At 71.2% G+C, this 21,818-nt stretch carries 21 protein-coding genes and 1 riboswitch; of the genes, 11 read left to right on the top strand and 10 right to left on the bottom strand.

What is annotated here, in order from left to right; all coding sequences use genetic code 11:
• Nucleotides 1-202: 202 nt before the first annotated feature.
• Complete coding sequence (locus ACWGIH_RS24720; protein WP_453451412.1) at nt 203-2,392, top strand: MMPL family transporter; 2,190 nt, start codon at nt 203-205, stop codon at nt 2,390-2,392.
• Nucleotides 2,393-2,519: 127 nt separating this feature from the next.
• Here the strand turns inward: ACWGIH_RS24720 and ACWGIH_RS24715 are convergent, their stop codons facing one another.
• From ACWGIH_RS24715 to ACWGIH_RS24695, 5 genes are all read right to left on the bottom strand, one after another.
• Complete coding sequence (locus ACWGIH_RS24715) at nt 2,520-3,515, bottom strand: NAD-dependent epimerase/dehydratase family protein (protein ID WP_453451413.1); 996 nt, start codon at nt 3,513-3,515, stop codon at nt 2,520-2,522.
• An 84-nt stretch (nt 3,516-3,599) separates the two neighbouring features.
• On the bottom strand, nt 3,600-4,190 hold the full coding sequence (locus tag ACWGIH_RS24710) for a winged helix-turn-helix domain-containing protein (RefSeq protein WP_453451414.1): 591 nt from the start codon (nt 4,188-4,190) through the stop codon (nt 3,600-3,602).
• Nucleotides 4,191-4,279: 89 nt separating this feature from the next.
• Complete coding sequence (locus tag ACWGIH_RS24705; protein WP_453451415.1) at nt 4,280-4,402, bottom strand: hypothetical protein; 123 nt, start codon at nt 4,400-4,402, stop codon at nt 4,280-4,282.
• 128 nt (nt 4,403-4,530) lie between these two features.
• The gene (gene glnII, locus ACWGIH_RS24700) at nt 4,531-5,550 is read right to left on the bottom strand and encodes a glutamine synthetase (protein WP_363208351.1); all 1,020 of its coding nucleotides are present in this window, start codon (nt 5,548-5,550) and stop codon (nt 4,531-4,533) included.
• Between the two features lie 194 nt (nt 5,551-5,744).
• Nucleotides 5,745-6,122, bottom strand: a complete 378-nt coding sequence (locus ACWGIH_RS24695; protein ID WP_453451416.1) for an arsenate reductase family protein — start codon at nt 6,120-6,122, stop codon at nt 5,745-5,747.
• A 154-nt stretch (nt 6,123-6,276) separates the two neighbouring features.
• On the opposite strand from ACWGIH_RS24695, the gene ACWGIH_RS24690 reads away from it, so the two are divergent.
• The 3 genes from ACWGIH_RS24690 to ACWGIH_RS24680 all read left to right on the top strand — a co-directional run bounded on the left by ACWGIH_RS24690 (nt 6,277) and on the right by ACWGIH_RS24680 (nt 9,093).
• Entirely contained in the window at nt 6,277-6,582 is a 306-nt protein-coding gene (locus tag ACWGIH_RS24690; protein WP_361045748.1) for a hypothetical protein, read from the top strand.
• Nucleotides 6,583-6,649: 67 nt separating this feature from the next.
• Nucleotides 6,650-7,570 (top strand): alpha/beta hydrolase family protein, encoded by a 921-nt coding sequence (locus tag ACWGIH_RS24685; protein WP_453451417.1) that lies wholly within the window; start codon nt 6,650-6,652, stop codon nt 7,568-7,570.
• A gap of 149 nt (nt 7,571-7,719) precedes the next feature.
• Nucleotides 7,720-9,093: a DUF2252 domain-containing protein gene (locus ACWGIH_RS24680; RefSeq protein WP_453451418.1), complete on the top strand. Its 1,374-nt coding sequence runs from the start codon at nt 7,720-7,722 to the stop codon at nt 9,091-9,093.
• Here the strand turns inward: ACWGIH_RS24680 and ACWGIH_RS24675 are convergent.
• Nucleotides 9,090-10,232 carry a haloacid dehalogenase-like hydrolase gene (locus tag ACWGIH_RS24675; protein WP_453451419.1) on the bottom strand — a complete coding sequence of 381 codons (1,143 nt, stop codon included), beginning with the start codon at nt 10,230-10,232 and terminating at the stop codon, nt 9,090-9,092. The genes ACWGIH_RS24680 and ACWGIH_RS24675 overlap by 4 nt on opposite strands.
• Nucleotides 10,233-10,427: 195 nt before the next feature.
• Between ACWGIH_RS24675 and ACWGIH_RS24670 the strand changes: the two genes are divergently transcribed.
• From ACWGIH_RS24670 to ACWGIH_RS24650, 5 genes are all read left to right on the top strand, one after another.
• Entirely contained in the window at nt 10,428-11,294 is an 867-nt protein-coding gene (locus ACWGIH_RS24670) for a helix-turn-helix domain-containing protein (protein ID WP_453451420.1), read from the top strand.
• Between the two features lie 5 nt (nt 11,295-11,299).
• Nucleotides 11,300-11,764, top strand: coding sequence for a VOC family protein (locus tag ACWGIH_RS24665; RefSeq protein WP_453451421.1), 465 nt, complete (start codon nt 11,300-11,302; stop codon nt 11,762-11,764).
• A gap of 7 nt (nt 11,765-11,771) precedes the next feature.
• Nucleotides 11,772-11,957: riboswitch (cobalamin riboswitch) on the top strand.
• A 66-nt stretch (nt 11,958-12,023) separates the two neighbouring features.
• Nucleotides 12,024-13,082: an ABC transporter substrate-binding protein gene (locus tag ACWGIH_RS24660; RefSeq protein WP_453451422.1), complete on the top strand. Its 1,059-nt coding sequence runs from the start codon at nt 12,024-12,026 to the stop codon at nt 13,080-13,082.
• A complete protein-coding gene (locus tag ACWGIH_RS24655; RefSeq protein WP_453451423.1) occupies nt 13,079-14,110 on the top strand; it encodes a FecCD family ABC transporter permease in 1,032 nt (343 codons plus the stop codon). The genes ACWGIH_RS24660 and ACWGIH_RS24655 overlap by 4 nt, the downstream gene beginning before the upstream one ends.
• The gene (locus ACWGIH_RS24650) at nt 14,107-14,889 is read left to right on the top strand and encodes an ABC transporter ATP-binding protein (RefSeq protein ID WP_453451424.1); all 783 of its coding nucleotides are present in this window, start codon (nt 14,107-14,109) and stop codon (nt 14,887-14,889) included. The genes ACWGIH_RS24655 and ACWGIH_RS24650 overlap by 4 nt, the downstream gene beginning before the upstream one ends.
• Nucleotides 14,890-14,906: 17 nt before the next feature.
• Here the strand turns inward: ACWGIH_RS24650 and ACWGIH_RS24645 are convergent, their stop codons facing one another.
• Both ACWGIH_RS24645 and ACWGIH_RS24640 read right to left on the bottom strand, forming a co-directional pair.
• Nucleotides 14,907-16,232, bottom strand: coding sequence for a hypothetical protein (locus ACWGIH_RS24645; RefSeq protein WP_453451425.1), 1,326 nt, complete (start codon nt 16,230-16,232; stop codon nt 14,907-14,909).
• A gap of 104 nt (nt 16,233-16,336) precedes the next feature.
• Nucleotides 16,337-17,575 (bottom strand): FAD-dependent oxidoreductase, encoded by a 1,239-nt coding sequence (locus ACWGIH_RS24640; RefSeq protein WP_453451426.1) that lies wholly within the window; start codon nt 17,573-17,575, stop codon nt 16,337-16,339.
• 96 nt (nt 17,576-17,671) lie between these two features.
• Here ACWGIH_RS24640 and ACWGIH_RS24635 point away from each other — a divergent pair, with 96 nt between their 5' ends.
• Entirely contained in the window at nt 17,672-18,676 is a 1,005-nt protein-coding gene (locus ACWGIH_RS24635) for a helix-turn-helix transcriptional regulator (RefSeq protein WP_453451427.1), read from the top strand.
• Nucleotides 18,677-18,721: 45 nt separating this feature from the next.
• Here ACWGIH_RS24635 and ACWGIH_RS24630 read toward each other — a convergent pair whose 3' ends face one another.
• Together ACWGIH_RS24630 and glnA are read right to left on the bottom strand one after the other, a co-directional pair.
• On the bottom strand, nt 18,722-19,492 hold the full coding sequence (locus ACWGIH_RS24630; RefSeq protein ID WP_453451428.1) for an alpha/beta hydrolase family protein: 771 nt from the start codon (nt 19,490-19,492) through the stop codon (nt 18,722-18,724).
• A 163-nt stretch (nt 19,493-19,655) separates the two neighbouring features.
• Nucleotides 19,656-21,065 (bottom strand): type I glutamate--ammonia ligase, encoded by a 1,410-nt coding sequence (glnA, locus tag ACWGIH_RS24625; RefSeq protein WP_365822919.1) that lies wholly within the window; start codon nt 21,063-21,065, stop codon nt 19,656-19,658.
• 218 nt (nt 21,066-21,283) lie between these two features.
• Here glnA and ACWGIH_RS24620 point away from each other — a divergent pair, with 218 nt between their 5' ends.
• Nucleotides 21,284-21,751 (top strand): RDD family protein, encoded by a 468-nt coding sequence (locus tag ACWGIH_RS24620; protein WP_453451430.1) that lies wholly within the window; start codon nt 21,284-21,286, stop codon nt 21,749-21,751.
• The last annotated feature ends 67 nt before the right edge of the window (nt 21,752-21,818 follow it).

The raw sequence follows: 21,818 nt of genomic DNA, 5'->3' as shown, positions 1-21,818 counted from the left end.
TGAACACATTCTCGCCGCCGGGCAGGGCGCCGGTCATTGGGTCCGGCACCCGGCCATGGGGTGTACCTGACGACACCCTCGGACCTCGCCCTGTGCTTCGGGCAGTGGGGGCTTCGGCGGCTGGGTGGGAGGGTCCCGGATTTCTAGCGTTGTCCTCGTCAGCAACGGCTTATCCACTGCTTACTTATGGGGGCGAAACGCCATGAGGCCAAACCTCGCGGCACGACTCGGGGTGTGGAGCGCGCACCACCGCAAGACGGCCATTCTCGGCTGGCTGCTCTTCGTCGTGCTCGCCACGACCATCGGCGGGGCCTCGGGCATGGTCACCGCGTCCGACGACGAGATGGGGGTCGGCGACTCGGGCCGGGCCGCGGCGATCCTCGATGACGCGGGTGTCGAGGAACCCGCGGGCGAGCTGGTCATGGTCAGTTCGAAGACCGCGGACGGCTGGCGGGGCGCGGCGAGTGACCTCTCCGAGGCGCTGACCGCGACCGGCGAGATCCGCGGGATGCAGGAGCCGCTGCCCTCCGAGGACGGCAAGGACGCGCTGCTCCGCTTCGAGATGAAGGGCGCGTCCGATGAAGCCGCCGACCGCGTGCAGCCCGTGCTCGACGCGGTGCAGCAGGCCAAGGACGACGGCGAGCAAAAGGGCGTCTCCGTCTACCAGTTCGGCGACGCCAGCTCCGAGAAGCACCTCGGTGACCTGCTCGCGGACGACCTCACCAGGGCCGAGTTCACCGCGGTGCCGCTGGCGCTCGGCATTCTCCTGGTCGCCTTCGGCGCGGTGGTCGCCGCGCTGCTTCCGGTCGGGCTCGCGCTGACCGCGTGCGTGGCGGCCTTCGGCCTGCTCTCGCTCGCCAGCCACCAGTTGCACCTGTTCGAGACGACGTACTCGGTGATGTTCCTGATGGGGCTCGCCGTCGGCGTCGACTACTGCCTGTTCTACCTGCGGCGCGAGCGGGACGAGCGCGCGGCGGGACGTGACGCCGAGACCGCGCTGCGGATCGCCGCGGCCACCAGCGGGCGGGCCGTGCTTGTCTCGGGCCTGACGGTGATGGTCGCGATGGCCGGCATGTTCCTCTCCGGACTTCTGCTCTTCAAGGGCTTCGCGGTCGCCACGATCCTGGTCGTGTGCGTGGCGATGCTGGGCTCGGTGACGGTGCTTCCCGCGCTGCTCTCCGCGCTCGGGGACCGGATCAACGCGGGGCGCATCCCGTTCCTGAACCGCGGGAGCAAGAAGGGCGCGCACGGCAGCGGAGGCATCGCGGGCAAGCTGCTGCGGCCGGTCCTGGCCAAGCCGAAGTTCTTCGCCATCGGCTCGGCGGTCCTGCTCCTCGCCCTCGCGGCTCCCGCGCTCGGCATGAAGACCGAACAGCTGGGCCTGGAGAAGCAGTTCGGTTCGGACGCACCGCTCTCGGTCTCCTTCCGGGAGATCACCCAGGAGTTCCCGGGTGGCCCCGCGCCGGCCCGGATCGTCGTCAAGGCCGACCAGGCGGGTGACATCGGGTCGAAGGAGGTGCGGGACGCGCTGGCAGCGGTGGTGCGGGACGCGGGCAAGGGCGCCGAACTCACCGTCCACAAGAGCGCGGGCGTGGCCGAGATCGACGTACCGCTGCCCGGTGACGGCAGCGACGCGAAGTCCAAGGAGGCGCTGGGCGAGCTGCGGGACGACGTGGTCCCCGCCGCCTTCGACGGCCTGGACGCGGACGCGTACGTCGGCGGCGACCTCGCCGAGTCCGAGGACTTCGGCGACCAGCTCAGCAAGGGCATCGTGCCGGTGTTCGCCTTCATCGCGGCGGTGACGTTCCTGCTGATGCTCTTCAGCTTCCGTTCGGTGGTCATCGCGGTGACGTCCATCGGCCTCAACCTGCTGTCGGTGGGCGCCGCCTACGGCGTGATGACCGCGGTGTTCCAGCACGGCTGGGGCGCGGAGGTGATCGGCTCCGAGCAGGTGGGCGCGATCGAGAACTGGATGCCGCTGTTCGTCCTCGTGGTCCTCTTCGGCCTCTCGATGGACTACCACGTGTTCGTGGTCTCGCGGATCAGTGAGGCGCGGGAACGGGGTCTGGACAACCGCGCGGCGATCCGCGAGGGCATCACGCGGACCGCGGGCGCGGTGACGGGCGCGGCCGTGATCATGGTGGCGGTCTTCGCGGTCTTCGGCACCCTGTCCATGCAGGACATGCAGCAGATGGGTGTCGGCCTCGGGGTGGCGGTCCTGCTGGACGCGACGGTCGTGCGGATGGTGCTCCTGCCGTCCCTGATGACGCTCCTCGGCGAGCGCAACTGGCGCACGCCGCGCCACCTCTCGTGGCTGCCGAGGATCTCGCACGGGGGGCCGGTGGCACCTGAGCAGCCTGCCGACCGGCCGGTTCCTTCGGCCACGGTGTAGGGGCTCCGCTGGGAAGTGCCGTGATGCAGCTGCGGGCCGGTGGGGGCTCGTCGCGCAGTTCCCCGCGCCCCTGAAGGGGCGGTGGCCCGGCCGGATCTACCGGTCAGGCCACCGCCCCGTTTTCTTGCTACAGGCCCAGGGCCTTCGCCTCCACCTCGGGGTCGACGCCCTTGGCCCCGCGGTCCGGGCGCTGCGGGAGAACCCCGTCCAGGGACCGGATCCAGGCCCAGGTGTCCGCGACCGTCTCCGCCACGGGCCGCGCACGGAGCCCCGCGGCCACCGCTTTGCCGGTCGATGTGCGGTGCATGGTGTCGTGCAGTTCGCCCGGCGGGAGCCACACCGGGAGCTGCGACCACGGCTCGATGCCGTGCTCGGCGATCACCGCGGGGTCGGTCCACCGCAGCTCCACGTCGGGCGCGCCCGCCACGGCCACGCACGCCTCCAGGAACTCCTCCATCGTGGTGTGCGCGATGGGGGAGATGACGTTGTACGGGCCGTGCAGACCCGCGAAAGCGGCATCCAGGACCCACTCCGCGAGGTCCCGCACGTCGATGTACTGAAGGTCCAACTCCCTTGGCCCCGGCGCCAGTACGGGCCCGCCCCGCGCGACCCGGTTCAGCCACCACGGCAGCCGCCCGACGTTCTCGTACGGACCGAGGATCAGTCCGGCGCGGGCGAGCACCGTGCGCTCGGCCCCGAACTCCGCGACGGCCGCGAGCTCGCCGCCCCGCTTGTCCTCCGCGTACGCCACCGAATCCGCGTCGGGATCGCCCTCGACCAGCGGGTAGCTCTCGTCCGAACCCGCCACCCCCGGATACCGGTACACGGACGCGCTCGACACGTACACGTAGCGCCCGGCCCGCCCCGCGAGCAGCCGCGCCGTCTCCCGCACGGCGCGCGGCGCCCCGGACCAGGTGTCGACGACGATGTCCCACTCGCCGTCGAAGGCGGCGAGCGCGTCGAGGCCGCCCTCCGCCGTACGGTCACCGAACAGCGACACCGCGCCGGTGGGCGCCTCGTGGTGCCCGCGGTGGAAGACCGTCACCTCCCAGCCACGCGCGAGCGCCGCCTCGACGACGCCCCGTCCCACGAACTGCGTACCGCCCAGCATCAGAAGTCTCATGCCGCAGACTCTGCCCGCTCACCGCCGTCGGGGGAACCGGTTTCTGCTGGCGGCAGAGCCCGGCCCGCCCCGAGAAACGGGAGGTCAGCGGGATGCAGGCGGTGCGTACTTGTAGCCGACCCGCCGCACCGTCTGGATCGTCCGGCGGTGCTCGGCCCCCAGCTTGCGCCGCAGCCGCGCGATGTGGACGTCCACGGTGCGCCCGTCGCCCACATGCCCGTAGCCCCACACCGTGGTGACCAGCTGGTCACGTGTGTGCACCCGGTGCGGGTGGGCGACGAGATGCGCGAGCAGCTCGAACTCCAGGTACGTGAGGTCGAGCGGGCGGTCGTCGACCCGCGCCGCACGCTGCACCCCGTCGATCCACACGGGACCGCCGGACGTCTGCCGGGGCTCGGGTGCGGCAGGGGCAGTGGCAGCGGCCACCGGCTCCTGCCCGGCCGGTACGAGGACCAGGTAGCCGATCATCGGCGGCTGTCCCGGCAGCGTGGGAAGCGTGTGCTGGGGCGCGGGCAGCCAGGTCGCGCCCGGCGGCAGGAAGTCGGTGAGCTGCGCCACCTCGTCGGGGGCGACGGCTCGCAGCCGCCCACGGCCGGGGGCGGCCTGCGGCGGGACGGCGGCCGTCACGGTGGCGGTGGAAGCGGTGGAGGCAGGGAAGGAACGGGAGTTCGCCATGGAAGTCAGCTCTTTCGCGCGAAGGAGTCGTCAGTCGTCGAAGGACGTACGTACGTCGTGCGCGTCAGGCGAAGGCCGGGTGAACGGCTTTAGCGGGCCTGCGCGTTCATCGCGCGGCAACACACCCGGTCGAAGTCGTGGTGCTGACGGGAAGGCCAGAACGGCTCCAGGTCGTGATCACGACCCGTCGCGTTGTTCCCGTGGCTGTCCATGAGTCCATTGAAGCAGATGAGGAGGGCCGGGGTCGCTCCCTCCGGCAGGCCGCCATGCCCGAGGGGGCGCCCACCGGTTCGGTGGACGCCCCCTCCGGGAACGTGCGAGGCACGTGCGGACACCGTGATCAGACCTGGCCGGCCTTCTCCAGGGCGGCGCAGCACGTGTCGACGATCAGGCGCGTCACGACGTACGGGTCGACGTTCGCGTTCGGACGGCGGTCCTCGATGTAGCCCTTCTGCTCCACCTCGACCTGCCACGGGATGCGGACCGAGGCGCCGCGGTCCGAGACGCCGTAGCTGTACTCGTTCCACGGGGCGGTCTCGTGCAGGCCGGTGAGGCGGTCGTCGATGCCCGCGCCGTAGTTCTTGACGTGGTCCATCGGCTTGGAGCCCTCACCGAGGGACTCGGCGGCGGTGATGATCGCGTCGTAGCCCTCGCGCATCGCCTTCGTCGAGAAGTTCGTGTGCGCGCCCGCGCCGTTCCAGTCGCCCTTCACCGGCTTCGGGTCGAGCGTGGCCGACACCTTGAAGTCCTCGGCGGTGCGGTAGAGCAGCCAACGGGCGATCCACAGCTGGTCGGAGACCTCGAGCGGCGCGAGCGGGCCGACCTGGAACTCCCACTGGCCGGGCATGACCTCGGCGTTGATGCCGGAGATGCCGAGGCCCGCCTTGAGGCAGTTCTCCAGGTGCGCCTCGACGATGTCACGGCCGAAGATCTCGTCGGCGCCGACACCGCAGTAGTAGCCGCCCTGCGCGGCGGGGAAGCCGCCGACGGGGAAGCCGAGCGGGCGGTCGCCCTCGAAGAAGGTGTACTCCTGCTCGATGCCGAAGATGGGCTCCTGCGAGCCGAACCGCTCCTCGATCTCGACGAGCGCGGCACGGGTGTTGGACTCGTGCGGCGTCATGTCCGTGTTGAGGACCTCGCACAGCACGAGTACGTCGTCGCCGCCGCGGATCGGGTCCGGGCAGGTGAAGACCGGCTTCAGCACGCGGTCGGATGCGTGACCCTTGGCCTGGTTCGTGCTGGATCCGTCGAAGCCCCAGTTCGGGAGCTCGGCGCCGTCCGTCATGATCTTCGTCTTCGAACGGAGCTTGGCGGTCGGCTCGGTGCCGTCGATCCAGATGTACTCAGCCTTGAAGGTCACGGGGGCCATCCTTTAAATGCTCGGTACGGCGCAGAACGTGCGGGTGCTGCGGTGCCGTGGTGATGTCGCGCAGCCTGCCAACGCGCGATTTCCCGTCCATTGCTCGCATGTGAACCCCGTGTTACCTGCGGTGGATGTGGCCCGCTTCACGCCGGTACGGCACGGCCGTCGCCCCGCGTGCGCCGCCGCCCGGGTCAGGTGGCCGACCGGGACAGCGCGTCCCGTACCGCCTCCTCCGTCCGTCCCACCACCGCGGTGCCGTCGTCGGCGGTGATGATGGGCCGCTGGATGAGCCTGGGGTGCTCGGCGAGCGCCGTGATCCAGCGGTCGCGGCCCGAGGCGTCACGCGGCCAGGCCGCGCGGTCCTTCAGGTTCAGCTCCTTGGCGGCGTCCTCCTGGGTGCGCGTGATGTCCCACGGCTCCAGGCCGAGCCGCTCCAGGACGGCGCGGATCTCCTCCTCGGTGGGGACGTCGTCCAGGTAGCGGCGGACGGTGTAGTCGGCGCCCTCGGCGTCGAGCAGCGTGAGCGCGCCGCGGCACTTCGAGCAGGCGGGATTGATCCAGATCTCCATGCCGTACACGCTACCCGCGACCCACCCGCGACCCATCCGTCACACGGCCTCAAAGGCCGTCTGGCCAGCGGCGATTGTCAGTGCCTGGCAGTAGAATTGAAGCAATGTTCGAGGGTTCCCGACGGGGGTTCCTGATCGCGACAGGAGGATGCCTGTGCCCGCTGCCGCACTCACATCTAAGTCGAAGCGCAACGCTTCCCGGCCCGTGTTCATCGACCCGACGTACGCACCACTGGAGAAGCGACCGCTCCCGGCCGGCCGGCCGCGCGAGTGGTACATCACGCACAACCGGCGCCTGAAGGCCATGCGCCTTGCAATAGCCCTGCTCGACTCCGGCGTCTATCTGGCGAACCAAGCGAACAACACCAGGATCCGGAGCATGGCGGAGGACGTGGGCATCCACCCGCCGTCGGACATCACCTGCCACATGGTGCGCGCCCTCATGCGGTACAGCCGCTGAGCCGACGCGCGCCGTACGGGCGGGGGCCCCAGGGCCGCCGCCCGTGGGCGTGGTCCATGCTGTCCGCATGACTCAGCCGGAAACCGCCCCCGCCCAGCAGGAGCCCGCGGACGAGCTGCCGCTGCTCGTCACCGCCCAACTCCCGGACGGGGCACGGTTTCCCGTCCGCGGCCTGCGCGGCAGCGAGGCATCGCCCCGCCCCGCGCCGGCCGTCCTGATCCTCCCCGCCATGGGCACCCCCGCCCGCTACTACCGCGCGTTCGCACGCCAGTTGAACGCCCAGGGGCTCACCGCCCTGACCGTGGACATGCGGGGGCAGGGCGAGAGCACCCCGCGCGTGACGGACGCGGACGCCCTCGACCACGGATACGGCACGATCGTGGAGCGGGACCTCGTCGCGGTCGTCGAAGCGATACGTGCCGAACTGGGCCCCCGGCCACCGCTCTACCTCCTCGGCCACAGCCTGGGCGGACAACTCGGCCTGGTGCACGCGGCATTGGGCGTCGGGCCCGGCGTCGACGGAGTCGCCCTCGTCGCCTCGGGCTCCGTCTGGTTCCGGGCGTACGGTCCGCTGCGCGGGCCCCTGCTGCTCATCGGCGAGCTGTTCGCCGCGGCCACGTCGACGCTGCTCGGCCGGTGGCCGGGGGCCCGGCTCGGCTTCGGCGGCAACCAGCCCAAGGGCGTCATGCGCGACTGGGCACGTCAGGGGCGTACCGGCCGCTACTCGTCCCCAGGCTCCCCGCACGACTACGAGGCGGCCCTGCGCACCCTCACGCTGCCCGTCCTCGCGGTCTCCGTCGAGGGCGACACCTGGGCCCCCGTGGCCGCCCTGGACCACCTCGTCGGCAAGGTGCCCGCGGCCCGCGTCACCCGCCTGCGGTACTCCGTGCGGGAGGCGGGCGCCCGCCTCGACCACTTCGTGTGGACGCGGGCCGGAGAAGCGCTGGCCAAGAGGGTGGCGGCATGGGCGGTGGCTGGCGGAAGCTGAGGTCCCGACACAACCGGCACATCACCGGCACACCGCCGGTCAGGTCACCCGTTCGGCGTACTCGGCATGCGTACGCGCCGGAGGCGGCATTGGCTGCTCCTGAGGGGAGGCTGTTGCCGGGTGCCGCCGACGGAGAGGGGCGAGGGGCGATGACCACTCCGCAAGAGCGTGCCCGCCAGGGCAAAGCCGCCCGCAAGCGTGCCTCCCGCTCCTCGCACGGGGTGTGGATACCCTCCGCCGACCGCGCCGACCCGCTGGCCGTCCTCGATCGGCAGGGCGCGGACCGCGTCCAGGAGCTGCTGCCCATCCGGTACGCCCGCATGGCGGCCTCCCCGTTCTCCTTCCTGCGGGGCGCCGCAGCCGTCATGGCGGGGGACCTCGCCGCCCAGTGGGACACCGGTCTGACGGTCCAGCTCTGCGGCGACGCGCACCTCTTGAACTTCGGCCTGTTCGCCTCACCGGAGCGGGCCCTGCTCTTCGACCTGAACGACTTCGACGAGACCTGGCCCGGCCCCTTCGAGTGGGACGTCAAACGCCTGGCCGCGAGCGTCGCCGTGGCATCCCGCGACAACGGCCACCCGCGGGGTGCGGCACGCGCGGCCTGCCTCGCCGCGGTGGCGGCGTACCGCACCTCCATGAGGCGTCTTGCCGGACTCGGGGAACTGGCCGTCTGGTACGAACGGACCGACACACGCGACCTGTTGCCGCTCATCGGCTCCGCGGGCCACCGCAAGCGCGCGGCGAGCGCCATGGACCGCGCCCGCCGCCGCACGAGTCTTCAGGCGCTCGGCAAGCTGACCGAGAAGGTCGACGGAGCTCCCGGCGTCCGCCGCATCATCCACGACCCACCACTCATCGAACCCGTGAGCGCCCCGGACCTCGCCGCGCTCCGCAAGATCTTCGGCGACTACCGCTCCACGCTCTCCGAGGAGCGCCGACTCCTCCTGGACCGCTACCACTTCGTGGACGCCGCGCGGAAAGTCGTCGGCGTGGGCAGCGTCGGCACCCGCTGCTATCTCGTGCTCCTCGCCGGGCGCGACGTCGGGGACCCGCTCTTCCTCCAGATCAAGGAGGCGGTCCGCTCGGTCGTCGAGGAACACCTCCCGGCGGGCCCGTACGTCCACCCCGGCCACCGGGTGGTCGCGGGCCAGCGGCTCCTCCAGGCGGCCGGCGACATCTTCCTCGGCTGGATGACGGGACCCCGTGGCCGTGCCTTCTACTGGCGCCAACTGCGCGACATGAAGGGCTCCGCCGACGTCGAGTCGATGTCCCCCGCGGAACTGCGCGCCTACGCCGGTCTCTGCGGCACGGCCCTGGCCCGCGCCCACGCCCGCTCCGGCGACCGGATAGCCATCGCCGCCTACTTGGGCGGCGGCGACACCTTCGACCGGGCGATGGCGGACTTCGCGCTGCTGTACAGCGCGCAGAACGCCCGGGACCACGCGGCGCTGACCGAGGCGATCTCCTCGGGCCTGATCGACGCCGCGGGGCGGGAGGGCGGGGACGGAGCCGCGAACGCCTAGCGGATCTCGTCCGGGACCACCGTCAGCCACCGCTTGTCCGCGGTGACCTTCTGGCCGAGCTCCCGCTGCCGGTCGGCGTTCTCGCGCTTCATCCCGTCCAGCTCCTTCATGTACGAGTCCTTGCGGTTGACCCAGACCCGTGCTCCGCCGTGCTCCACGTCCGCCGAGTGGAACAGCATCGGCCCGTCGCTCTTGGGGGTGTCGCCCGCCACCAGGACGGGCTTCTTCCACTCGTCGATGTACGTGTTGATGGCCGCGGGCTTGCCCTGGAACCAGGTCATGGGCGCCCACAGGTGCGGCGTCAGCTCATGCCCCGCGAGCTTCTTCTGGTCGAAGCGGCCTTCCGCGATCTCCTTGCGGGAGCTGGTGACCTCGCCGGTCTTGCGGTTCTTGAGCTGCAGGCCGACACCGATGACGTTCTCGGGCTTCACGTCGTAGCCGTACTTGGGGTCGGAGAGGACCATGCGCACCAGATCCTCGCTGGCCGCGCTGACGACGTAGACCTCGATGCCGTGCTCGCGCAGCGTCTTGTGGAGTTCCTGCATGCCGGTGAAGAACTCGGGCGGCTTCACCTCGGTCTTCGTCAGCTTCCCGTCCGCGTAGTACTCGGCGGGGATCGGCTTGTCGTGGGCCAGGAGTTCGTCGACGTACCCCTTGAGCTCCTTCAGCGTGAAGCCGGAGAAGATCTGCGCGACCCACGGATAGCAGACCTGGTCGTCGACCTCGCAGAGCCGGTTGTAGTAGCTGTAGAGGCTCTCCTTGTGCTTCGCCGTGTCCTTGAAGGGGATGATCTTCAGCGACGGGTCCATCGACTTGCGGGTCAGCACCCCCTTCATCTCCAGGAAGGGCAGGAGGGACTCCTCCAGGTCGTTGCGGTACGTCGTGTTGTCCGCGTCGAAGACGGCGTACGCGCCCTTGTCCTCGTTCTTCGCGATGACCTTGCCCAGCTTCTTCGCGACGGGCTTCGGCCAGTGCTTCAGCTCGGACGTCGCGGCCTTCGCCGTCCTCGCCGTCTTCGCGGAGGCGTCCGCGGCCGTCGCGTCCTTGCTCGGCCAGAGCGCCGTCCCCGCCAGAACGGCCGCGGTGAGCGCGCCCGCCGTGCCGATGACGGCCAGCTTGCCCTTTGCCTTTGATGCCATGGTTCCGTGCCCCCTGAGAGCGGTCTGCGCCCCGTCCGGAGCGGCGGGTCATCGTATGAGGTCACGCCAGGGATTCCCATGATCGACATCACCGGACGGAACGGGCATGGGACCTGCGCGCGCGGGTAGGGGAGATGGACGCACGCCCTGATTCCGGGCCTGCTCCGGAGCGCCGTCCGTCGCATACTGGAAGGCATGGAGACCGTCTCCCGGGAGTTCGTGCGGGCCGCCCCGCGGCTCGACGGCATGGTGGTGTCCGCCGTCGGCTACCGCACGCTCGGCGAGCGGCCGGGCCTGCACCGCGGCCTGCCGTCCCCGTACCTGACGCTGATCTTCTCCCTCGACGGCCCCGTCGTCACCGGCCGCACCCCCGAGCAGGCGGGCGGCCGCGACGCCGACCGCACGGACATCGTCCTCGGCGGCCTGCACCAGTCCCCGGCGTACGTCGTACGGCCCGAGCACGAGGCGGGCATCCAGCTCGCCGTGCACCCGCTGGCCGCCCGCGCCCTGTTCGGCGTACCGGCGGCGGAACTCGCCGGTGAGCTGGTGACACCCGGCGCGGAGGTGATGGGGCGCCGCGCCGCCGAACTGCGGGAGCTGCTGTGCGAGCAGGGCGGCTGGGAAGAGCGGTTTGCCTCCCTGTCCGCCTACTTGAGGCAGCGCGCGGCCGCCGACACCTCCGCCGGCTCCGTGCGCCCCGAGGTCGGCGAGGCCTGGGCCTGGCTGGCCCGGCACCGCGGGGTGGGCACCTTGCGCGGACTCTCCCGGCACGTCGCGCTCAGCGAACGCCGCCTCACCACCCTCTTCCGCGCCGAGACGGGCCTGAGCCCCAAGCAGGCGGGACGCCTGATGCGCTTCCAGCGCGCACGGAACGCCGTCGTACGCCCCGTCGCGGCGGGCGCGACCCCTGACCTGGCCCGCGTCGCCGCCGACTGCGGCTACTACGACCACTCCCACCTGGTGCGGGACTTCCGGCAGTACACCGGTGCGAGCCCCAGCGCCTGGCTGGCCGAAGAGTGCCGGAATATCCAAGCCGGGAGCTATGGCGGGGGCGAAGAGTAGGACTCATGAACACGACCGAGAAGCAGAACCAGCAGCCCCTGCCCGCCTCCACTCCCGCCTCCGAGGAGCGCGCCCCCGCGGTCTGGCCGACCCTCCAGGCGCACGACGCCCCCGCGCTGATCGACTTCCTGGTCGGCACCGTCGGCTTCCTGCGCACCGCCGTCTACGAGGACGGCGACCGCGTGGCGCACGCCGAGCTCGACTGGCCCGAGGGCGGTGCGATCATGCTCGGCTCGTACGACGAGAAGTCCCAGGACTGGTGCCTGAAGCCCGGCACCTTCGGCGCGTACGTCGTCACCGACCGCGTGGACGACCTCTACCAGCGGCTCAGCACCGCGGGCGTCGAGATCATCCGCGAGATCGAGGACCAGCCGTACGGCAGCCGGGAGTTCGCGATCGCCGACCCCGAGGGCAACAAGTGGTCCTTCGGCACCTACCGCGGCGCACCGAGGCCCCAGCAGCCGTCCTGACCTCGCGTGATAGCTTGCGCACGCCAGTCAACCCACACCAGGGCCAGGGAATCCGGTGCGAATCCGGAACTGACGCGCAGCGGTGAGGGGGAACGGGCGGGGCCACGGCCACTGGGCGTCCACGGACGCCTGGGAAGGCGCCCCGCCCGGCCGATCCCCGAGTCCGAAGACCTGCTGGCACCTTCGTCCGCACACCGGGCGGCGGAGGTGACGAAGCAGGCCAGGCTCCGCGTATGAGCCGTGAGACTCAAGGGATCTCGTGTCCTCCACCACCCGTCGTGCACGTACGGCTGCTCTTCTCGCCACGGCCTTGGCCGTCACCCTGACCTCCTGCGGCGGCTCATCGGGGACCCCCGGCACGTCCACCGCGGACGACAGGGCCGCCGGCTACCCGCTGACCCTCACCTCCTGCGGCGAGAAGGCGGAGATCAAGGCGCCGCCGCGGCGAGCGGTCTCCCTCGACCAGGGCTCCACGGAGATCCTGCTCTCCCTCGGTCTCGCGGACCGCATGGCCGGCACCGGCACATGGACGGACCCGGTGCTGAAGGGCCTGGAGAAGGACAACGCCAAGGTCGACCGGCTCGCCGACCGCTACCCCTCCTTCGAGAAGGTCCTCGCCCAGGAACCGGACTTCGTCACCGCCTCCTTCGTGGCGACGGTCAGCAAGGGCGGCGTCGCCGACCGCGCCAAGTTCACCGAACTCGGCGTACCCGCCTACGTCTCGCCCTCCGACTGCGCGGGCAAGGACAACAGCGGCGACGGCGACGGCAAGCGGGTCAAGACGCTGACCATGGACACGGTCTACGGCGAAGTGCGGGGCCTGGCCAAGGCGTTCGGGGTCGACAAGCGCGGCGAACGGCTGATCGCCGACCTCAAGGGCCGGGTGGCGAAGGCCACGAAGACCATCGAGGACGGCAAGGCGGCCGACACGTCGCTCCTCTACTGGTTCGCCAACTCCGACGCGCCCTACATCGCCGGCTGCTGCGGCGCCCCGGGCATCATCACCCGCGAACTCGGCGTGCGGAACGTCTTCGACGACACCCGCGACGAGTGGCCCCAGATCAACTGGGAGACGGTGGCCGACCGCGACCCGGACGTCCTGGTCATCGGCGACCTCACCCGAAAGTCGCAGACGGCCGAGAGCGCGAAGAAGAAGATCGAGTTCCTGGAGTCCAACCCGGTCACCAAGAACCTGACCGCCGTGAAGAAGAAGCGGTACGTGCTGCTGAGCGGCCAGGCCATGAACCCGACGATCCGCACGGTGGACGGCATCGAACAAGTCGCCGCCGCACTGCTCGACTTCGGCCTCGCCAAGTGAGGACGGCCGCCCCGGGCGGCATACGTTCCGCCCTGCTCCGGACGGCCGGCCTCGCCGCCCTCGCCCTCTCCGTGGCGGTGGCCGTCACCATCGGCCCCGCGGACATCTCCGTACCCGACGTGTGGTCGGCGGTCGCGGCGCACCTCGGCTGGGGAGAGGCGAAGCTGACGCCCATCCGGGACGGCATCGTCTGGAACCTGCGCATGCCGCGCACGCTCCTCGCGGCGGTCTGCGGCGCGGGCCTCGCGGTCTGCGGAGCCGTCCTCCAGTCCCTCCTGCGCAACCCGCTCGCCGACCCCTTCGTGCTCGGCGTCTCCTCGGGGGCGTCCACGGGCGCGGTCGCGATCGTCGTCCTGGGGGTCGGCGGGGGAGTGGTGTCGGTCTCGGCGGGCGCCTTCGCCGGGGCCCTCGTCTCGTTCGCGCTCGTGCTGCTGCTCAGCCACACCCTGGGCGGGAGCACCGACCGGGTGGTGCTCTCCGGGGTGGCGGCGATGCAGCTCTTCTCCTCGCTCACCTCGTTCGTGATCCTGACGTCGGGCGACGCGGAGACGACGCGGAGTGTCCTGTTCTGGCTGCTCGGCTCGCTGAGCGGGGTGGGCTGGACGGACGTCGCACTGTGCGCGGCGGTGCTCTTCGTGGCCCTCGCCGTCTGCCTGACGCAGGCCCGCACCCTGGACGCGTTCGCGTTCGGCCAGGACGCGGCGGCGACGCTGGGCGTCCACGTGACCCGTATCCGGCTGCTCCTCCTCACCACCACGGCCCTGCTCACGGCGGCACTGGTCAGCAGCGCGGGCGCCATCGGTTTCGTGGGCCTGGTCCTGCCGCACGCCGCCCGTGCCCTGGTCGGCTCCGGGCACGCACGTCTGCTCCCGGTGACGGCGCTCGCGGGCGCGGTGTTCCTTGTGTGGGTGGACACGCTGGCCCGCACGGTCCTCGACCCCCAGGAGGTCCCCGTGGGGGTGGTGACATCGCTGATCGGCGTCCCGGCGTTCGTCCTGGTCCTCTACCGCACGAGGAAGACCACATGACCCCGCACACCGACTCGGGCCTACGGGCGGACCGCGTGACCAGGACAGCCGCGGGCCACCTCATCATCGACGGAGTGACCCTGGCGCCGCCCCCCGGCGCCACGGTCGGACTCCTCGGCCCGAACGGCTCGGGCAAGTCCACCCTCCTGCGCATCCTGGCGGGCGTGCTGGCCCCGACGTCAGGGGTGGTCACGCTGGACGGCGATCCGTTGCGGGACGTGGGCCGCCGCACGGTGGCGCGCAGGGTGGCGGTGGTGGACCAGGACGCCACCACGCAGGTCGAGCTGTCCGTGGAGGAGGTCGTACGACTGGGCCGCATCCCGCACCGCAGGGCGTGGTCGCTGCCGACCCCCGAGGACGAGGACGCGGTACGGGAGGCGCTGACCCGCACGGGCCTGTCCGACCGTGCGGCCCAGTCCTGGCACACGCTCTCCGGCGGCGAACGCCAACGGGTCCAGATAGCGAGGGCGTTGGCGCAGACACCCCGGGAACTCCTCCTGGACGAACCCACGAACCACCTGGACATCCACCACCAACTCGACCTCCTGGCCCTGGTCGCGGACCTCCCCCTGACCAGTGTGATCGCCCTCCACGACCTCAACCTGGCGGCCATGTTCTGCGACCACGTCCTGGTCCTGCGCGAGGGAGCGGCACACGCGTCGGGCACACCGTCCGAAGTGATCACGGAGGAATTGATCGCGAAGGTGTACGGGGTACGGGCGGAAGTCACGCGACACCCGGCGGAGACCTACCCGTCGATCCGCTTCCTGCGCGCCTGAACCCCGCGCCGCCCGTGTCAGCGGCCCCGGACGATCTGCTCGGCCCGGAACCTGAGCTTGGCGTCGGCGTCCTCCAACAGGGCGGTGGCGGCGCCCAGTTGGACAGCACCGCCCTGCGCGCAGAGCAGTCGGAAGGCGGCGACACGGGTGGGCCGGGGCAGCTCGGGCCCGATACGCGCCGTCAACCACTCGGTGGGCAGCTGCCGCGCGCAGGGCAGCAGCGCCGCGCAGGCCTCGCGGGCGACGGCGGGCGCGGGGTCGTCCAGGAGCGGCCGCAGCCGCTCGGTGGCCGCGACGTCGAGCACCCGCAGCCCGGCCACGGCACGCGCCCGCACCGCGGCCACCGGATGCCCGAGCAGCGGCAGCAGCAACGCGGCGTCCGCACGCGCACCGCACTCGCCGAGACCGACGGCCGCGCCGGGCGGCAGAGCCGGGTCGTCGGGCTCGGCGCACCACTCCCGGTAGAGCGGCAACGGATCGGAGCCCGCCTGCTTCAGCACGTAACGGGCACAGGCCCGCACGAGCGCCGAACGATCGACGAGATACGACCGCGCCTCCTCCGCCCGCCCGACGCGCCGCAGAGCGGTGACCCCGGCGGACCGGACACGGGGGCTGCGCGCCGCGAGCAACGGCAGGACGACGTCGCCGTACGCACGCTCATCAGGCCGCTCGTCCAGGCGCTCACCCATGCTCACGCCCGCGAGTGCGGCGTCGGCGCAGAGGTTCTGCACGACGACATCGCTGTCGAGGGCGGCGGTACGGGCCAGCTCGGCGACCGGCAGGACGTGCTCGTCGACGGCGATGCGATGGGCGAAGCGGCGTACTCCGGTATCCCCGTGTCCGAGCAACGACAAGAGCCGTGCGCGGCCCGCCGCCCCACTGACGACCTCTCGCATCAACCCGACACCGAAGACCCCGCGATCCCGGCGCCCCACCCGCAGCAACACGGGCGCGAGCGCGGCCAGCTCCGCGGTGCCGAGCCCGGGCAGCGCCTCACGCACCAGGCCGCGCGCCTTCTCCCGTACGGGCGCGGCCCAGTCGGCACAGCGGATGACGACCAGCGGCAGAAGCACCGGATACGCCGCGGCCCGCCGCAACGCGGCCTCGCGCACCCGGCCGTCGCCGGCGCACAGATCGAGGGCGGTCCGACTCTCACCGGGCTCCAACGCGTCCCACCGCGCATACATGTCGCGCACGTCGGCATCGAACGCGATCCAGGCGGAAGGCTCCGAGACATCGAGCACCTCCCGCAAGGGAGCCCCGCGGACAACCCGCAGCAGCTCGGCCTCCCTACCCCCGTCGAACCAACTCATCCCCACCGCGCCCCCGTTCATCGCCCCCATGAGAGGGCGATCGTAGGCTGCGCCCCCGCCCCGGGTCGCCCGAAATACCGTCGCCCCTTCAGCCGCGGCCGGCGACCCACCCACCGGTGACGCAGGCGTCAACCTCAGCGGCGCAGGCGGTGGGCGGCGGCCAGAACGCGCGTGACCACCGGGGTGGCGGCCGCACCGAGCGGGGTGTCCGTCGCGCGGATCCAGCCGACCGTCCGCATGGCCAGGGTCAGGACCTCGCTGCCGCGCCGGCGCATCCCCGCCTCGTACCGGCTGACGGCGACGGTGAGTTCGGTCGTGCCATCGGTGACGTCGCACAGCTGGTCGACCAGGGCGGCGGCGTCGCGGATGGCCGCGCCGGCTCCCATGCCGGCGGTCGGCGGTGTCGCGTGAACGGCGTCGCCGAGCGCGGTGATCCGGCCCGCGGGCCAGGGGGCGAGATCCCTGGCCCGGGTCGAAGCGGCGTGGAAGCGGTACGCGGCCACGGTGTGCGGGACGGCGGCGGTGATGACGTCGAGGGTGCGCCTGGACCAGCCGCGTTCACGGAAGCAGGCCAGGAGAGCGGACTGCAGGTCTTCGGCGCGCAGCTCGCGCAGGGCATCGGTCGCCGCGGATTCGGGGAGCATGGCGCCCCAGATGTAGGTGGGGCCACTCGTGACGGCCGCCCGCAGCTCGGGGGCGTCGAGGACGGCGTTGCCCACCGGGTCGAGGAAGCCGACGTACAGAGCCGCGCCCCGGGGCCCGCACGCGAGGCTGGAGCGCGGCCCCAGGCGCTCTTGCTCGCTCGGGCTCAGGTCCTCGCGGCGTGTCCGGCCGGAGAAGCCGACGATGCCTGCCCGGCTGCTGGTCGGACCGCCGGCCAAGTACCGGGCGACCAAGGAGTGCGCGCCGTCCGCGCCCACCACCAGATCGGCCGGCACGGGATCGGTGTCGTCGAAGTACACCTCGGGGGTGCCGTCGGCGCCCCGCCCGACGCCGGTGACCTTGCGCCCCAACCGGAGGTCGTCGCCGACCGCCTCGGCGAGGAGCGTGCGCAGGGTGACGCGGTCGATGTCCACTCCGGACTCGTCGCTGAGATCCGGGCCGCGCCCGATCATCCGGCCGTGCCGGTCCCACAGCACGTCGCGGTCGCGCAGCCGCAGCGCGGAGGCGGACGCGAGCAGCCGCTCCACGGTCCGCGGCGCGACCAGCTTCCGCAGGGCTGCCTGCGCCTGTGCGTGCAGGGTGATGTGGTAGCCCCCGGTCACCGTCACGTCGGTGTCGCGATCGAACACCGTCACCTCGTACCCCCGTCGGCGCAGCCCCGCGCCCAACGCGAGGCCACCGATCCCGCCACCGACCACCACGACCCGCATCTTTCGTTCCCCGCATCCCTCGGCGCCGTTCCTTCCTTGACGACCTTGGCAGGGGTGGTGGACACCGAGTGGCCAGTACTGGCCTACGTTGGGGCGATGGCGACCACCTCACGGCGCGCGCTGCGGCTGCTCTCCCTGCTCGGAACGCGCCGGCAGTGGCCGCTGCGCGAACTCGCCGAACGGCTCGGCGTCAGCGAGCGCACCGTCCGCCGCGACATCGAGACGCTGCGGCAGCTCGACTACCCGGTCACCACCGTCCACGGGCCCGACGGCGGCTACCGGCTCGGCGCCGCGCACGCGCTCCCGCCGCTGCGGTTCGACGAGGACCAGGCGCTCGCCGTGGCGGTGGCACTGCAGACCGCTCCCCGTACGGTCTTCGGCCTGGGTGACGACGCGGCGCGGGCGCTCGCGCTACTCGAACAGGTGATGCCTGCGCGGCTGCGGGCGTCGATGGAGTCGCTGCGGCTGACCAGGCTGCGGAACTACTGGGAGTTTCCGGGGCCGCCCATCGACCCGGATGTGCTGACGGTCGTGGGGGCCGCGGTGCGGCGCCGCCACGAGCTCGTCGTCGAGCTTCCGGGGGCTGACGGCACCAGCCGTGTCGAGCCCCACCATCTGGTCGTCTGGGCCGCTCGCTGGTACCTGGTCGCCTACGACCTCACCGACGGAGCCTGGCGGGTCCACCGGGTCGACGGGCTGCGCGTCCGCCCGACGACACAAGGGTTCGCCGCCCGCCGGCCGCCCGCGGAAGGCCTCGCCCCGTTCGTCATGAACAGCCATGACCGGGGCGACACGCTCGCCGAGTGGCCCTGTACGGGCAGCGCCCGGCTCGACCTGCCCGCCACCGTCGTCGCCCGCTGGGCCCCGGGCGGCTCGGTCATCGAAGACCTGGACCCCGGCCACTGCCGCCTCACCCTCGGCGCCTGGTCCTGGGCCGGCGTCGCCGGCCTCCTCGCCACGTTCGACGCCGGCCTCACGGAGATCCGCCCACCCCAACTCGTCGACGCCTGCCGTCGGCTGTCACAACGGCTCGCGTACGACCCGGAGCGCCAGAAGTCGGCTCACCTGCACGCTTCCTGGGAGCAGGGTGAATCACGTTGAACACGGGCCCTGGTTGCCCGAGTTCTCAGTCGTCCGAGATGCCGCTTACTGGGGCCGTGGCTCGTCGAGGTACTGGTCGGCCCAGGCGCTGATGATGTGAGCGGCCCGCTGTGCCTGCCCTCGCGCGGTCAGCAGATGGTCCGCGCCTTCGAGCGAGATGAAGCTTCGCGGGTGCCGTGCCTCCTGGAAGATCTCCGCCGCATTGGAGATGTCGACCGTGGAGTCGGTGGGCGAATGCGCCACGAGGAGCGGAAGGTCCACCTCACCGATCCGGTCGCGCAGGTGAGCCCGGCGCACGTCCTCGACGAAGGCACGCTTGAGAACCAGAGTCCTCCCACCGACGAACCACTCGTGCGCCCCGTCACTGAGGACACGATCGAGGACCGAGTCGTACTGCCGCTCGACGTGACTGGGATCGACGGGCGCCGCGATCGTGGCCAGCGCGCGGAGGCCGGGAATCTCGTGCGCGGCCGCGATCGCGGCGGCACCTCCCCACGAGTGCCCCACCAGCAGATCCACCGGAGTCCCTCGCTCCGCCATGAAGGCCGCGGCACGGACGGTGTCCTGCACCTTGACGGTGAAGGAACCGTCCCCCCAGTCGCCCTCGGAATCCCCGATCCCGAGATTGTCGAAGCGCAGCATGCCGATCCCCTCGCGTGCCAGCTGCTTGCAGACGCGCGAGGCAGCCGGCGACTCCTTGCCCAGGGTGAATCCATGCGCGAAGAGCCCCCAACCCCGGACCTCGCCCTCCGGCAGGTCGATCACCCCGGCCAGTTGGGGGCCGACGACGCTCGGGAATCTCACTTTTTCGTTCATGTGCGGCTCACCTAGGCAGGGGCTGATCGTGGGGCAGGGAGACGGGAGCGACACTAGCCGGTGCCGACGCGAGACCCACACAACAGCGGGGCCGCCTTCCCGTTCCGGGAGACGGCCCCACTGTCCACGCTGACACGGCGTCGGGCTCACCCGACCTCGCGATTTAGATGTCGAAGTACAGCTCGAACTCGTGCGGGTGCGGGCGCAGCTGGATCGGGGCGATCTCGTTCGTGCGCTTGTAGTCGATCCACGTCTCGATCAGGTCGGACGTGAAGACGCCGCCCGCCTGCAGGTACTCGTTGTCCGCCTCGAGGGCGTCGAGGACCGCGGGGAGGGAGGTCGGGACCTGGGCGACGCCCGCGTGCTCCTCGGGAGCCAGCTCGTAGAGGTCCTTGTCGATCGGCTCCGGCGGCTCGATCTTGTTCTTGACGCCGTCCAGGCCAGCCATCAGGAGCGCCGAGAACGCCAGGTACGGGTTCGAGGACGGGTCCGGCGCGCGGAACTCGACGCGCTTGGCCTTCGGGTTCGAGCCCGTGATCGGGATACGCATGGCAGCCGAGCGGTTTCGCTGCGAGTACACCATGTTGACCGGTGCCTCGAAGCCCGGGACCAGGCGGTGGTACGAGTTCACCGTCGGGTTCGTGAAGGCGAGCAGCGAGGGGGCGTGCTTGAGGATGCCGCCGATGTAGTAGCGGGCGGTGTCCGAGAGGCCCGCGTAGCCCTGCTCGTCGTAGAACAGCGGGTCGCCGTTGGCCCACAGCGACTGGTGGACGTGCATGCCCGAGCCGTTGTCACCGAAGATCGGCTTCGGCATGAAGGTCGCGGTCTTCTGGTTGCGCCAGGCGACGTTCTTCACGATGTACTTGAAGAGCATCAGGTCGTCGGCCGCGGCGAGCAGCGTGTTGAACTTGTAGTTGATCTCCGCCTGGCCCGCCGTGCCCACCTCGTGGTGCTGGCGCTCGACCTGGAGGCCGTTCTTGTCCAGCTCCAGGGAGATCTCCGCGCGGAGGTCCGCGAAGTGGTCGACCGGCGGGGCGGGGAAGTAGCCGCCCTTGTAGCGGACCTTGTAGCCACGGTTGTTCTCGACCGCACCGGTGTTCCAGGCGCCGGCCTCGGAGTCGATGTGGTAGAAGCTCTCGTTCGCCGACGTCTGGAAGCGGACGTTGTCGAAGACGTAGAACTCGGCCTCGGGACCGAAGTACGCGGTGTCCGCGATGCCGGTGGACGCGAGGTAGGCCTCGGCCTTCTTGGCGATGTTGCGCGGGTCACGGCTGTACTGCTCGCCCGTGATCGGGTCGTGGATGAAGAAGTTGATGTTGACGGTCTTGTCGCGGCGGAAGGGGTCGACCCGGGCGGTCGACAGGTCCGCGCGCAGCGCCATGTCGGACTCGTGGATGGCCTGGAAGCCGCGGATCGACGACCCGTCGAACGCCAGCTCCTCGTTCGGGTCGAACGCCGCTGCCGGGATCGTGAAGTGCTGCATCACTCCGGGCAGGTCGCAGAACCGGACATCTACGAACTTCACGTCCTCGTCCGCGATGAACTTCTTTGCGTCGTCGGCGTTCTGGAACATCCAACTCCTCCTACTCCCGACCCCCAGGCGGGGACGGGGTTGCAGCTCGTTGTGCGGCCAGTGCGGTGGCACACGCTGGGACCCGACCATAGGGACGGGGGATTTCTCAAGCATGACCCATTTGTTTCGCGGAAGTTAACCGAGGCGGGTTCAGGTCAGGTGTCATTCGCCCTACCCCGCCCGTCCTCGTACGAAATCGGGCGCAGTACCGTGGACGGGTGGACAACAGGCAAGCAATCGGATCGTGGCTCTCCGGCCCTCGTGCGGCCGCAGAGGACGCGGGTGTCGACTTCGGATATCGGGGCGAGCAGCTCGGCCTGCCGGAGGAGGGGCCGGGATCGATCGCGCGGCCCGGACGGCGCATGGGCGCCATCGTCGTCGACTGGGCCCTGTGCATGCTCATCGCATACGGCCTGTTCGCTCGCGGTGACCAGCAGGCGATGGGCAACTGGGCCCTCGGCATCTTCTTCGTCATGACCGTCCTGACGGTCGGCACGGTCGGCTGCACGCCCGGCAAGGCCCTCTTCAGGCTGCGCGTCATCGCCGAGGGCGGCGGCCGGCTCGGCATCGTCCGCGTCCTGATCCGCAGCGTGCTGCTCTGCGTCGCCGTCCCCGCCCTGATCTGGGACCGCGACGGCCGCGGCCTCCACGACCGCCTCGGCCGCGCCGTCCAGGTGCGCATCTGAGATCTCCGGCGTACGTAGACGTACGGACCGTATGACGAAGGCCCCGGAACCGATCGGTTCCGGGGCC

This window comes from Streptomyces sp. NPDC054872, from assembly GCF_053610705.1.
The sequence above is the reverse complement of the archived record's forward strand: the minus strand, read 5'-3'. Positions and strand labels throughout refer to the sequence as shown.

Coding starts and splice junctions, on each gene's coding strand:
- ACWGIH_RS24720 (WP_453451412.1), top strand. CDS start 203: ATGAGGCCAAACCTCGCGGCACGACTCGGGGTGTGGAGCGCGCACCAC.
- ACWGIH_RS24715 (WP_453451413.1), bottom strand. CDS start 3,515: ATGAGACTTCTGATGCTGGGCGGTACGCAGTTCGTGGGACGGGGCGTC.
- ACWGIH_RS24710 (WP_453451414.1), bottom strand. CDS start 4,190: ATGGCGAACTCCCGTTCCTTCCCTGCCTCCACCGCTTCCACCGCCACC.
- ACWGIH_RS24705 (WP_453451415.1), bottom strand. CDS start 4,402: ATGGACAGCCACGGGAACAACGCGACGGGTCGTGATCACGACCTGGAG.
- ACWGIH_RS24695 (WP_453451416.1), bottom strand. CDS start 6,122: ATGGAGATCTGGATCAATCCCGCCTGCTCGAAGTGCCGCGGCGCGCTC.
- ACWGIH_RS24685 (WP_453451417.1), top strand. CDS start 6,650: ATGACTCAGCCGGAAACCGCCCCCGCCCAGCAGGAGCCCGCGGACGAG.
- ACWGIH_RS24680 (WP_453451418.1), top strand. CDS start 7,720: ATGACCACTCCGCAAGAGCGTGCCCGCCAGGGCAAAGCCGCCCGCAAG.
- ACWGIH_RS24675 (WP_453451419.1), bottom strand. CDS start 10,232: ATGGCATCAAAGGCAAAGGGCAAGCTGGCCGTCATCGGCACGGCGGGC.
- ACWGIH_RS24670 (WP_453451420.1), top strand. CDS start 10,428: ATGGAGACCGTCTCCCGGGAGTTCGTGCGGGCCGCCCCGCGGCTCGAC.
- ACWGIH_RS24665 (WP_453451421.1), top strand. CDS start 11,300: ATGAACACGACCGAGAAGCAGAACCAGCAGCCCCTGCCCGCCTCCACT.
- ACWGIH_RS24650 (WP_453451424.1), top strand. CDS start 14,107: ATGACCCCGCACACCGACTCGGGCCTACGGGCGGACCGCGTGACCAGG.
- ACWGIH_RS24645 (WP_453451425.1), bottom strand. CDS start 16,232: ATGGGGGCGATGAACGGGGGCGCGGTGGGGATGAGTTGGTTCGACGGG.
- ACWGIH_RS24640 (WP_453451426.1), bottom strand. CDS start 17,575: ATGCGGGTCGTGGTGGTCGGTGGCGGGATCGGTGGCCTCGCGTTGGGC.
- ACWGIH_RS24635 (WP_453451427.1), top strand. CDS start 17,672: ATGGCGACCACCTCACGGCGCGCGCTGCGGCTGCTCTCCCTGCTCGGA.
- ACWGIH_RS24630 (WP_453451428.1), bottom strand. CDS start 19,492: ATGAACGAAAAAGTGAGATTCCCGAGCGTCGTCGGCCCCCAACTGGCC.
- glnA (WP_365822919.1), bottom strand. CDS start 21,065: ATGTTCCAGAACGCCGACGACGCAAAGAAGTTCATCGCGGACGAGGAC.